At 70.2% G+C, this 11,759-nt stretch carries 12 protein-coding genes; 5 read left to right on the forward strand and 7 right to left on the reverse strand.

Annotation, left to right across the window (positions count from 1 at the left end; translation table 11 throughout):
* Positions 1 to 6 precede the first annotated feature (6 nt).
* The 3 genes from PSESU_RS09490 to gpmA all read right to left on the reverse strand — a co-directional run bounded on the left by PSESU_RS09490 (position 7) and on the right by gpmA (position 3,683).
* On the reverse strand, positions 7 to 2,163 hold the full coding sequence (locus PSESU_RS09490; protein ID WP_233275209.1) for a TonB-dependent siderophore receptor: 2,157 nt from the start codon (positions 2,161 to 2,163) through the stop codon (positions 7 to 9).
* Between the two features lie 327 nt (positions 2,164 to 2,490).
* Positions 2,491 to 2,877: a hypothetical protein gene (locus PSESU_RS09495; RefSeq protein WP_013535558.1), complete on the reverse strand. Its 387-nt coding sequence runs from the start codon at positions 2,875 to 2,877 to the stop codon at positions 2,491 to 2,493.
* 56 nt (positions 2,878 to 2,933) lie between these two features.
* Complete coding sequence (gpmA, locus tag PSESU_RS09500) at positions 2,934 to 3,683, reverse strand: 2,3-diphosphoglycerate-dependent phosphoglycerate mutase (protein WP_013535559.1); 750 nt, start codon at positions 3,681 to 3,683, stop codon at positions 2,934 to 2,936.
* 203 nt (positions 3,684 to 3,886) lie between these two features.
* Between gpmA and PSESU_RS09505 the strand changes: the two genes are divergently transcribed.
* Positions 3,887 to 4,750, forward strand: a complete 864-nt coding sequence (locus tag PSESU_RS09505; RefSeq protein WP_013535560.1) for a pirin family protein — start codon at positions 3,887 to 3,889, stop codon at positions 4,748 to 4,750.
* 104 nt (positions 4,751 to 4,854) lie between these two features.
* Positions 4,855 to 6,102: a polyhydroxyalkanoate depolymerase gene (locus PSESU_RS09510; RefSeq protein WP_049782318.1), complete on the forward strand. Its 1,248-nt coding sequence runs from the start codon at positions 4,855 to 4,857 to the stop codon at positions 6,100 to 6,102.
* A 441-nt stretch (positions 6,103 to 6,543) separates the two neighbouring features.
* Here the strand turns inward: PSESU_RS09510 and PSESU_RS09515 are convergent, their stop codons facing one another.
* A complete protein-coding gene (locus PSESU_RS09515; RefSeq protein ID WP_013535562.1) occupies positions 6,544 to 7,464 on the reverse strand; it encodes a sensor domain-containing protein in 921 nt (306 codons plus the stop codon).
* The gene (locus PSESU_RS09520) at positions 7,461 to 7,826 is read right to left on the reverse strand and encodes a PadR family transcriptional regulator (RefSeq protein WP_013535563.1); all 366 of its coding nucleotides are present in this window, start codon (positions 7,824 to 7,826) and stop codon (positions 7,461 to 7,463) included. Before PSESU_RS09520 ends, PSESU_RS09515 begins: the two co-directional genes overlap by 4 nt.
* 154 nt (positions 7,827 to 7,980) lie before the next feature.
* Between PSESU_RS09520 and PSESU_RS09525 the strand changes: the two genes are divergently transcribed.
* Positions 7,981 to 8,892 (forward strand): peptidylprolyl isomerase, encoded by a 912-nt coding sequence (locus PSESU_RS09525; protein ID WP_013535564.1) that lies wholly within the window; start codon positions 7,981 to 7,983, stop codon positions 8,890 to 8,892.
* Between the two features lie 72 nt (positions 8,893 to 8,964).
* On the opposite strand, the gene PSESU_RS09530 is transcribed toward PSESU_RS09525, so the two are convergent.
* Positions 8,965 to 9,873 (reverse strand): DMT family transporter, encoded by a 909-nt coding sequence (locus PSESU_RS09530; RefSeq protein ID WP_013535565.1) that lies wholly within the window; start codon positions 9,871 to 9,873, stop codon positions 8,965 to 8,967.
* Between the two features lie 204 nt (positions 9,874 to 10,077).
* Here PSESU_RS09530 and PSESU_RS09535 point away from each other — a divergent pair, with 204 nt between their 5' ends.
* Together PSESU_RS09535 and PSESU_RS09540 are read left to right on the forward strand one after the other, a co-directional pair.
* On the forward strand, positions 10,078 to 11,016 hold the full coding sequence (locus tag PSESU_RS09535; protein ID WP_013535566.1) for a LysR substrate-binding domain-containing protein: 939 nt from the start codon (positions 10,078 to 10,080) through the stop codon (positions 11,014 to 11,016).
* Positions 11,017 to 11,087: 71 nt separating this feature from the next.
* Positions 11,088 to 11,381: a hypothetical protein gene (locus PSESU_RS09540; protein WP_013535567.1), complete on the forward strand. Its 294-nt coding sequence runs from the start codon at positions 11,088 to 11,090 to the stop codon at positions 11,379 to 11,381.
* Between the two features lie 21 nt (positions 11,382 to 11,402).
* Here PSESU_RS09540 and PSESU_RS09545 read toward each other — a convergent pair whose 3' ends face one another.
* On the reverse strand, positions 11,403 to 11,750 hold the full coding sequence (locus PSESU_RS09545; RefSeq protein ID WP_013535568.1) for a GFA family protein: 348 nt from the start codon (positions 11,748 to 11,750) through the stop codon (positions 11,403 to 11,405).
* Positions 11,751 to 11,759: the final 9 nt, after the last annotated feature.

Here is an 11,759-nt window from a genome sequence, read left to right on the forward strand (position 1 = left end):
CCGGCGTCAGAAACGCCAGTCCAGGCTCAGGGTGTAGTTGCGCGGGGCACCGTAGTAGCCGGCGCCGTAGCGCAGGGTGTTGATGTACTTCTGGTCGCCGAGGTTGCCGGCGTTGAGCCGCACGCTGGCGTTGGGCAGGAAATCCCAGGCCGCGTAGGCGTTGACCACCGCGTGGCCGTCCTGGCTGACCGTACCGTTGGCGATGCGCGACTGCCAGCGCCCACCCACGCCCCACGAGAACGCCTCGTGCCCGGGCAGGCGGCCGCTGAGCAGCAGGTTGGCGCTGCGCCGCGGCACCCAGGCATAGGTGTCCGCGCCGTCCAGGCCATCCAGCTCCAGCGCGGTATAGCCGGCGACCAGTTCCAGCCAGTCGGTGATGCGGCCTGTGGCTTCCAGCTCGATGCCGCGCGACTCCACGTCCACGCCGGCGTAGATGTAGCTGCCCAGCTCGTTGAAGCCCACCGGCGTGGCCAGGCCCTGCTGGTCGGCCCTGAACACCGCGATGGTGGTGAGCAGGCGGCCGTCGAGCCAGCCGGCCTTGACTCCGGCCTCGTAGTTCACGCCCTTGCTGGGATCCAGGTAGCGGTCGTCCTCGTCCACCTGGTCCTGCGGCTGGTACAGGTCCGAGTAGCTGACGTAGCCCATGACCTGGTCGCTGAAGTCGTAGGTCAGGCCGGCATAGGGACTGGTGTGGCGCGTGGCCTGGTCGAACGGTGCGCCGTACAGGCTGCCGCTGCGCCGGTAGCTGGCGAAGTTGGCGCCGAGGATGGCCTTGAAGCGCTCGCTCACCGCGATCCGGGTCGCGCCGAACACGCGTTGCAGGCGCTGGTCCAGCACCGAGTACAGTTCGCGCCCGCCCCAGGCCGGTTCCGGGATGGCATCGGTGGGATACGGGAAGGCCGGCATCGGGCCCCAGCCCGGCGACGCCGGATCGGCCGCGTACTCCCAGCCATCGGTTGCGCTGCGTCCCAGGCTGGTGCCCAGCACCAGCTCGTGCTCGCGACCCAGCCACTGGAAGCGCCCGTCCAGCACCAGCGAGCCCAGGTGCGCGGTGGACTCGTCCGCCCCGCCCCACGGATAGCCGTACAGGCCAAGCCCGGTATCCGGATCCAGTCCGTCGGCGCCCTCGTAGGCATAGAACATGCGGTCGTCGCCGCTGGAGTAGCGGTAGTTGTAGGCGGCCTTCAGCTGCCAGGCCTCGCCGAGGCGATGGCTGTACTCGACGAAGGCCATGTGGTTGGTGGTGTTCCAGTACGTCCAGTCCTGGGTGGTGGTGGCGCTGGTTGGCCATTGCGCCTGGGTGCCGTCGTTGTTGCCGAACAGCAGCGCCCCCCACATGATCCCGTCGGACTTCGCACGCTGGTACGACCAGCCCACCGCCAGGGTGCCGTCCTCGCCGACCTGGCCATCGACCACGCCATAGGCGAAGTCGCGTTCGTTGCTGTTGGCGCGCAACCAGGAATCGCCCTGCTCGTGCGCGGCGACCACCCGCCCGGCCCAGCGGCCGTCGGCGGTGAACGGGGTCGAGTAGTCGGCCTCGGCGCGCAGCGTGTTCCAGGAACCGCGGCTGATCCCCAGCGAAGCCTCGCGCTCGTTGGTCGGACGCTTGCGCACGTAATTGATGGTGCCGGCGGCGTTGCCGACGCCGGTCAGCAGGCCGTTGGCGCCACGGATCACCTCCACCTTCTCGTAGCCGGCGGTGTCGAACGCACCGGTGGAGATGCCCCAGCTGTTCGGCATGCCGACGCCATCGACCTGGGTGTTGAGGATGTCGAAGCCGCGCGAGCTGTAGCTGGTGCGGTTGGTCTCCCACTCGTCCACCTGCACGCCGGTGGCCAGGCGCAGGGCCTCGTTGACGCTGTCGGCACCGAAGGCCCGCATCTGCTCCGACGACACCACGCTGATCGACTGCGGGGTCTCGCGGATCTCCAGGTCCAGGTTGGTGGCACCGCTGCTGGCGCGGCTGGCGCGCTGCGCGACCACCAGCACCGCGTCCAGCTCGGTGGCGGCGGGCTCACCGCCCTCTTCCGCCCAGGCGGGCATGGCCGGGGCGGACAGGGCCAGGCCGGCCAGGACCGCGCGCACGGCGACGGCGCTGCGGCGGCGGGCAGGCACCAGGACGGGCATGGGGACGGGAAGCAGCGGGTTACAGCGAGGACTCACGGCAGGCTCCGGGAAGGCGGGAAAGGCCGGTCGCCAATCACCCGCCGGGCGCACGCAGGCGGGCCGGAAGCGGATCCGGGCAGGCCTGGACGTGTGGGCAACGGATGGCATGGCGGTGGCGGCAGCGGGAAACGCCCTGCCCAGGCGCCTTACGCGTCCCGGACCGGGTACATGCAGCCTGCTGCCTTGGAGCGCCGCGCCTTCCCGGCGCTGCATTCGCGGTCGCTGATCCCTGCGGCCGTCCTGGGTGGAGCTGCTGTGCGCATTAAATGCGAATCGCTCTCATTACGCAAGCGCTACGCCCTGCGTCCGCAGGAAACGGCGCGATCAGGGATCGATGGCGAGGCCCTGCCGGCGACACACCGGCCCGGCCAGCAGTGCGCCCAGCACCGCGCTTGGAAAGCCGTACAGCAGCACCGGCACATAGGCCATGGACGCCCCGCCGCCCGCATCGGGCCGGATGCAGTCCACGTAGCCGGCCCACAGCAGCCATGGCGCGAACAGCGCACAGGCACCGACGGCCCGCAGCGGATTGGCGGTGAACAGCGATACCAGCGCCGGGACCAGGGGCGGCAGCACGAAGATCGCCAGGCCGACGGCGAACGCGTGCAGGTCCTGGCCATGGCAGCCGAAGCCGAGCACGGCCTGCAAGGCGAGCACGACCGTGATCGCAAGACCGCCGCCAAGCCGCGCGCGGGATCGCTGGATACGCATGGGTTTCCGCTCCCACAAAACGAAACACCCGGCCGGAGCCGGGTGTTTCGGATTGCTTACTTGGCCTTGCCCTGGGCGGCGACCGCGGCGGCGGCGCGGGCCGCGGCCTCCGGATCGCCGAGGTAGCGGTACGAGACCACGTTGAGCTCGTCGTCCAGCTCGAACTGCAGCGGGATGCCGGTGGGGATGTTGAGCTCGAGGATTTCTTCCTTCGAGACGTTGTTGAGGTACTTGTACAGCGCGCGCAGCGAGTTGCCGTGCGCGGCGACCAGCACCGTCTTGCCCGACTTCAGCGACGGGGCGATGGCGTCGTGCCAGTACGGCAGCACGCGGTCCAGGGTGGTGGCCAGCGACTCGGTCGACGGCAGCGCGTTGCGGTCCAGGCCGGTGTAGCGCGGATCGTTGGCCGGGTGGCCGGCATCGGACGGATCCATCGCCGGCGGCGGGATGTCGTACGAGCGGCGCCAGATCTTGACCTGCTCCTCGCCGTGCTTGGCCGCGGTCTCGGCCTTGTCCAGGCCCTGCAGCGCGCCGTAGTGGCGCTCGTTGAGGCGCCAGCTCTTGTGCACCGGGATCCAGTCCTGGTCCAGCTCGCCCAGGGCGAGGTTGAGGGTGCGGATGGCGCGCTTGAGGGTGGAGGTATAGGCCACGTCGAAGCGCAGGCCTTCCTCGCGCATCAGCCGGCCACCGGCGGCGGCCTCGGCGCGGCCCTGTTCGGTCAGGTCGACGTCGACCCAGCCGGTGAAGCGGTTCTCGAGGTTCCACTGGCTCTGGCCGTGGCGCAGCAGGACAAGCTTGCGGGTCACTGTGTGGGGTCTCCGGTTCGGGGGCTGGAAAGCCGGTCGATTGTAGCGGCAAGTCGCGGCGGCCAACCCGCGGCGGCAGTGCGCGCGCTCCGTGCAGAACCGTACGGCGGTGGCGGCCTGCGGAAAGCACCGTCGCGGCCGCGGGGCGCGCACCGCGGCGCGGGGCATGCAATGCTGCGCCCCGTCATCCGCCGGAGCCCGCCATGACCACGATCGTCGAACCCCGCGTCCACGACCTCGGCAACGGATTCCTGGTACGCCGCGCGGTACCGACCCTGCAGGCGCGCAGCGTCGGTCCGTTCGTGTTCGTCGACCACATGGGCCCGGTGGTGTTCGAACGCGGCCATGGCATGGACGTGCGCCCGCATCCGCACATCGGCCTGGCCACGGTGACCTTCCTGTGGGACGGCGCCATCCACCACCGCGACTCGCTGGGTTCGGACCAGGTGATCCGCCCGGGCGACATCAACTGGATGACCGCCGGCCGCGGCATCAGCCATTCCGAGCGCACCCCGGCCAGCGAGCGCGTCACCGGCAGCCAGGCCCATGGCATGCAGACCTGGGTGGCGCTGCCGAAGGCGCACGAGGAGACCGATCCGGCCTTCTTCCACCACCCCGCCGCCACCCTGCCGCAGCAGCAGCGCGACGGGGCCTGGGTACGGGTCCTCGCCGGACGCGCCTATGGGGAGGAGTCGCCGGTCAAGGTGTTCGCCGACACCCTCAACGTGGCCATCGACCTGCAGCCGGATGCGGAACTGGTGCTCGACAGCGGCCATGCCGAGCGCGCGCTCTACATCCTCGAGGGCGAAGCCCAGCTCGATGGCAAGGACATCCCCGCACGGCACCTGATCCTCCCGGACCGCGGCAGCCGTCCGGTGCTGCGCGCCCTCACCCCGCTCAAGGCGATGCTGCTGGGCGGCGAGCCGCTGGATGGCCACCGCCACCTGTGGTGGAACTTCGTGTCCAGCTCCAAGGAGCGGATCGAGCAGGCCAAGCAGGACTGGCTGGAAGGCCGCTTCGGGACGATCGAAGGCGATCCGGAGTTCATCCCCCTGCCCCAGCGCTGAACCTGAAGACTTCGTCTCAGCGCACCTGCGACGCCCACATTGCGCATACGGCTTTCGGTTAGGATGTTGCAATGCAACAGCCAGACTCCAAGCGTGGACCGTCCATGCTCTACCAACTGCATGAATTGAACCGCGCCATGATGGCCCCCTGGGTCCATCTGGCGGAGGCCAACGCGCGCATCTTCTCCGATCCCTCCAGCTGGGCCGCCCAGCTGCCGGGCGCCGAGCGGATCGCCGCCGGCAACGAACTGGTGCACCGGCTCGGCAAGGATTACGAGAAGCCGCTCTGGAACATCCACGAGGTGCAGGTCGAGGGCCGCCAGGTCCCGGTGCTGGAACAGGAGCGCCTGCGCAAGCCGTTCTGCCGCCTGGTGCGCTTCAAGCGCTACAGCGACGACGCCGCGACCATCGCCGCGATGAAGGACGACCCGGTGGTCCTGGTGGTCGCACCGCTGTCCGGCCACCACGCCACCCTGCTGCGCGATACCGTCACCACCCTGCTGCAGGACCACAAGGTCTACGTGACCGACTGGGTCGATGCGCGCATGGTGCCGGTCGAGGCCGGCTCCTTCGGCCTGGACGACTACATCGCCTACATCGAGGACTTCATCCGCCACATCGGCGCGCGCGACCTGCACGTGATCAGCGTGTGCCAGCCGACGGTGCCGGTGCTGGCCGCGGTGTCGCTGATGGCCGCGCGTGGCGAGCCGATCCCGCGCTCGCTGGTGGTGATGGGCGGCCCGATCGACGCCCGCCGCAGCCCCACCGCTGTCAACAACCTGGCCACGCGCAATCCGCTGTCCTGGTTCGAGAACAACGTCATCCACACGGTGCCGCCGCCGTACCCGGGCCAGGGCCGCGACGTGTACCCGGGTTTCCTGCAGCACGCCGGCTTCCTGGCGATGAATCCCAGCCGCCACTTCATGTCGCACTGGGACTTCTACTCGAACCTGGTCAAGGGCGACCTCGAGGACGCCGAGGCGCACCGCCGCTTCTACGACGAGTACAACGCGGTGCTGGACATGCCCGCCGAGTACTACCTGGACACCATCCGCATCGTGTTCCAGGAGTTCCTGCTGCCGCGCGGCGAGTGGGTGGTCAATGGCGAGCGGGTCGACCCGGCGGCGATCAAGGGCACCGCCCTGTTCACCATCGAGGGCGAGCTGGACGACATCTCCGGCCAGGGCCAGACCGAGGCCGCGCACGACCTGTGCACCGGCATCGCCAAGGCGCACCAGCAGCACCTGACCGTCGAGGGGGCGGGCCATTACGGCATCTTCAGCGGCCGCCGCTGGCGCGAGAAGGTCTATCCGCTGGTGCGCGAGTTCATCCGCAAGTACGCGCACGACTGAGCCACCCACCGCGTCGCTTGAAAGGAAAGGCCGCCCCACGGGCGGCCTTTCTTCTTGCCGGCTCCGGAGCGTCGGCCGGTGGGCGGCTGGTCCACCACCTTGCCTTCGGCATCGAGCACCTCGCCCCCGGCACGTCGGCGGCATCCACGCCGATGCGGATGCGCGGCCGGCCGCTTGCTCGTATCGGTGATCCCCAGCGAGGCATCGCGGTTGCGGTTGGACAGCATGATCGCGACATGCCCTCGGTGGTCTCGATGTCGCCCTCCAGGTACGGCAGGCGGCCGGCGATCGCCAGCCCGGCCATCCAGTCCCCGCCATCGGCGCTTTCGGTCTTCATGAAGCCGATGCGTTATTCCCGGACATGCGACCTCCTGCTTGCGGCATGCGGTGAAGGGCGTTCTGGAAAAGCCGGCCGGCTGGACGCCGGCCGGGAGCTGCGACTCAGACCAGCGGGTTGCGCACCAGCAGGTGCTTGGCCAGCCAGCCGTGGAAGTGACCGACCAGTCGCGCCAGGTGCAGGGTCACGAACAGCAGCAGCAGGCCGGCGGCGAATGCCAGCAGCGCGCCCAGCCAGCTTTCCGCCAGGGCGACGTGCAGCCCCTCCAGGTAGATACCCGGGCCGGTCCAGCCGAAAGCCATGGCCACCGGCGCGACCAGCAGCGACAGGCTGACCGCCAGCAGGGTCACGGTGGCGCTGAAGTACGCGGTGCCCAGCGGCAGCATCACCAGCAGGTACGCCATGGCGGTCCAGGTGCGGCCATCGGTGAACAGCTCGCCGATGCGGGTCAGCCAGGGCTTGTCGCGCTGGGTGTACGGCGGCCGCCGCGGCATGCGTACGCCCAGCAGCACTTCGACGATACGCCCTTCCACCAGCGACAGCAGCCGCACCGACAGCAGGAACAGCAGCAGCAGCGGCACGCCGATGATCAGGATCAGCAGGCCCACCGAGGTGGAAACGCCGGTGACCACCCAGGTGAAGTAGAAGACGCCGGTCGCCAGCGACAGCAGCATGTAGAACAACGCGCCGTAGGTGTACGGATCGGCGGCCACGCCGAAGAACCGCCCCAGCAGCGAGCGCCGCTTCGGCGGACGCGGCGGGCGCAGGGCGCGGTTCACGGTGACCTCGGTTTCGCGGTAGATGTCGGCGACCTCCTCCGGCGCGCCGTAGCTGCCGGCGACCGAGGCGATCACCTCGGCCTCGTCGCGGCCTGCCTGTTCGGCCAGCTCCGAGCGCAGGTATTCCTCGGCGTCGTACAGGGCGTCCTGGACCATCGCCGGATCGGCGCCGCGCAGTGCCTCGCGCAGCTGCTCCAGGTATTGCGGGATGGTGGTCGGCAGCGGCCGGCCGTGCGTGGCGTTCATGCGGTTACCCCCTCCAGGACGGAATCGACGGAATCACGGGTGGCGCGCCAGGCGGCGGCCCATTGCGACAGGACCTCGCGCCCGTCGGCGGTGATGCGGTAGCAGCGGCGCGGCGGCCCGGCGTCGGACGGCTCGACGTGGCTGTCCAGCAGTCCCGCGCCCTCCAGGTTGCGCAGCACCGGGTACAGCGCGCTCTGCTTGCCGGCCAGCACCCCGCCGCCCACCTGCTCCAGGCGCTTGGCGATGAGGTAGCCGTACAGCGGCTCGCTGGCCCGGGCCAGCACCGCCAGCAGGGTCAGCGACACGGTCCCGGCGCTGAGCTCCTTCTGGAACTTCTTCAGCTGTGCCTCGATATCGACCATGGAATCGCTCCTCGCCTGCCCGCGGCAGGCTCGAGGCCAATCTATTATCAAGTTCGGTATAGCGGATGTGCCGATAGTCACCCGGCCTGGCGGGCTGGTCCGGGGCGCCCGTCGCAGGCCAGAATCCGGGCGACATCCCCCGACGGTGACGCCCATGCCGCTGCTGCGCCCCGCCCTGCTCGCCTGCGCCCTGTGCGCCGCCGTTGCCGCCCCCTCGTTCGCCGAGGGCCAAACCCGCGGGGTCCAGCAGATCCTCGCCGATGCGCCGCTCTCGGCCTGGCGCGACCTGGACCCGGAGCGCACCCTTTACATGGACTTGGACGCCGGCCGGGTGGTGATCGAGCTGGCGCCGGCGTTCGCCCCGGCCCATGCCAGGAACATCGCCACCCTGGCGCGCGGCCACTTCTGGGACGGCACCAGCATCTACCGCGTGCAGGACAACTTCGTCGCCCAGTTCGGCGATGCCGAGGGCGAGGAGCCGGAAAAGGCCAGGGACCTCGGTCAGGCCGAGCGCAAGCTGCCGGCCGAGTTCGAGCGCGCCGCCGCCGGGCTGGTGTTCGACCGCCTGCCGGATGCCGACGGTTGGGCCGCGGAAGTCGGCTTCGCCGACGGCTTTCCCGCCGGCCGCGACCCGCGCGAGGGCAAGGCCTGGCTGGCGCACTGCTACGGCATGGTGGGCGCCGGCCGCAACGCCGAGCCGGACAGCAGCATCGGCGCCGAACTCTATGCGGTGATCGGCCAGTCCCCGCGCCAGCTGGACCGCAACATCACCCTGGTCGGGCGCGTGGTCAAAGGCATCGAACTGCTCAGCTCGCTGCCGCGCGGACCGGAGCCCATGGGCTTCTACGAGGATCCCGCACAGCGTACCCCGATCCGCTCGGTGCGCCTGGCCAGCGAGCTGCCCGCGGACGAGCGCCTCCACATCCAGGCCCTGCGCACCGACAGCGCCGCCTTCGCCGAGCTGGTGGAAGCGCGACGCAACCGCCGCGACGACTTCTACAAGCGCCCGGCCGGCCACATCGACCTGTGCAACGTGATGCTGCCGGTGCGGGTGGTCGCCAACTGAGCAGGCGCGCCAGCCGGTGGCACGGCCCGGGCGGTGTTCGCCTGAGCCGCCGCTACCGCATGCTGCCTCCGCTCAGCTGGCGCGCTGGCTGATCGCCACGCTGCCCAGGATCATCGCGCCGGCCAGCAGCATGGTCGGGGTGACCGGCTCACCCAGGAACAGCCAGGCGAACAGCGCGCCGAACAGCGGCACCAGGTAGGTCACGGTCGAGGTGCGGCCCGCACCGATGCGGTGGATCAGGCCGTAGAAGTAGATGAAGGCCAGTCCGGTGCACAGCACGCCCAGGCCGATGGTGGCGCCCCAGGCCTGCACCGACACTTCCTGCGCCGGCCAGTGGGCGATCGCCAGCGGCAGCAGCAGCACCGCCGAGCAGCCCAGGGTGATCGCCGCCGAAGCCGCCGGCGGCAGGCCGGCCATGTACCGCTTCACCAGGTTCAGGCCGACACCGTAGAGGAAGGCCGCGCTCGCGCCGGCGATCACCGCAGGCCCGACGCTCAGGCCCGACACCTTGGCCGTGGCCAGCACGACCACGCCGATGAAGCCGGTCAGCAGCGCCAGCGCGCGACGGGTGCCGATCTTCTCGCCGAAGGCCAGGTACGCAACCAGCGCGGCGAACAGCACGACCATCGCGTTGCAGATCGCGCCTATCGCCGCCGGTGCGCGCTGCGCCGCCCAGGCGAACAGCAGGAACGGCACCGCCGAGTTGACCACGCCGATCGCCGCCAGCTTCGGCCAGATGCGCAGCGGGAACTGCGCACGCGCCAGCCACAGGAACGGCAGCAGCACCAGCGCACCCAGCGCCAGCCGCAGCTCCACCAGCGCATACGGGCCGAACTCCGGCGCGGCCACGCGCATGAACAGGAACGACCCGCCCCAGACCGCGCCCAGCACGAGCAGCTCCAGCGGGGTGCGCCAGGCGGGGGCGACTGCAACGGGCGCGGGCGACACGCCGGCCTCCAGGCATTGCTTGGTGCCATCCATCGGTATCTCCTTGTGTCTCGGTACGGCCAGCCTGGCGCCATGCGGCGCAGTGGCCTCGGGGAAGATGCTGCGCCGGTGCCCGCCCTGTTCCTCGCCGTTTCCGGACATCAAGGCACCGCTTGCGATGGCGACAGCTTCCGCCCCGGCCGCATGTGGGACAAGCGCGTAGTATCGGGGTGAGCCACAAATCTGGTTTGCGTCTCCATGGTCATCCGCCCTGCCCTGCTGCCCGCGCTGGCCGTGTTCGCCGCCGCCGCGCGCCACCAGAACTTCGCCCATGCCGCCGAGGAGCTGCACCTGACCGCCAGCGCGGTCAGCCACCACGTGCGCAAGCTGGAATCGCTGCTCGGCTCCACCCTGTTCCAGCGCCACGCACGCGGCGTCACCCTGACGCCCGAGGGCCGCCAGCTGGCAGATGCGGCCACCACCGCGCTGGCCGATGTCTCGGCGGTCGCGGCCAACCTGAAGCCCGACGCGGGCACCCGCGTGCTCAAGATCAGCACCGTGCACTCGCTGGTGCACTGCTGGCTGCTGCCGCGGCTTGCGGCCTTCCTCGCGGCGCACCCGGACATCCGCCTGGAGATCGACAGCACCCCGGTGTTCGCGCGCTTCGACGAGGGCGGCCCGGACCTGGCCGTGCGCTACGGCCCGGGCCAGTGGCCCGGCCTGGTCGCCCACCACCTGATGGACGATGCGATGTTCCCGGTCGCCTCGCCGCGCCTGCCCGGGGTTGAGGCCATCCGCGAGCCACGCCAGATCGCCACCCTGCCGCTGATCTCCGACCTCACCCAGCAGGGCTGGCGCGACTGGTTCCGCGCCGCCGGCGTGCGCGGCCTGGAGCTACCGGCGATGCACAACTTCAGCGACAGCGCCGATGCGCTGCGCGCGGCGGCGTTCGGCATCGGCGCGACCCTGGCCCGGCGGCACCTGGTGCTGGACTGGCTCCAGCGCGGCGAGCTGGTGAGGCTGCCGGGGCCAGTCATGAAGGCACGGTTCTCCTACTACGCCGTGTACCCGGCGCACCGGCCGCTGTCGCCGGCGGCGTCGCGCTTCATCGACTGGATCAAGCAGGAGGCGCAGGCGGCGCCGTGGGCGGACGAACCGGGTCGCCGGACCCCGGGCGTGCGCAGGCGCAGGGCCTGACCCCGCGGCTCCTCACCCGGCCTTGAAACCGGCGTGGCTAGGCTCGCTGGCACAGACCAGGAGAGCCAGCCATGCCCCAGCTACGCCTACGCATCATCGGCAGCCATGATGACCTGCGTGCAGTGTCCGACCTGCTGCAGAGCATCGAGGGCATCGAGCATGTCGAGGAGGTCGCTGACCTGATGCCGCGCCTGGACGACGAGGATTCCAGTTCCGCCGGCCTGTCCGACGACATCGGTCCGGGCGCCCATGACCTGGAAGTGGAGGCCCCCAACGACTACACCGCCCGGCGCGTGCGCGAGGCGGTGGAGGAACTGGCGGTGCGGATGGGCCTGGTGATCGAGTTCGAGCCCGAGGAGGAGTAGTTCCTCCCCGGCCCAGGGCAGCTACATGCTGGCGCCGTCGACCTGCACCACCGTCAGCGCGCCCAGGTCCACCTCCGGCAGGCAGCGCACGTTGACCGCCATCATCCGCGCCCCCTCCTTGTTGGTGGCCTCGCTGTAGGGCGAGATGCCGCAGACCGGGCAGAAGTGGTGCTCGATGTGGCGGCTGTTGAACAGGTAGGTCCGCATCTGCTCTGGCTGCGTTGCCAGCTGGAATGACGTCGCCGGCACGAACCACAGCAGGCCGCCACGGCGCCGGCACATGGAACAGTTGCAGTCGATCACCTGCTCGATCTCGCCTTCGGCGGTGAAGGCGATCCCGCCGCAGTGGCAGCTTCCCTCGTATTTCATGGCACTCCT

Origin of the sequence: Pseudoxanthomonas suwonensis 11-1, from assembly GCF_000185965.1 — a bacterium.
In the GTDB taxonomy this organism is placed as follows: Bacteria; Pseudomonadota; Gammaproteobacteria; order Xanthomonadales; family Xanthomonadaceae; genus Pseudoxanthomonas; species Pseudoxanthomonas suwonensis_A.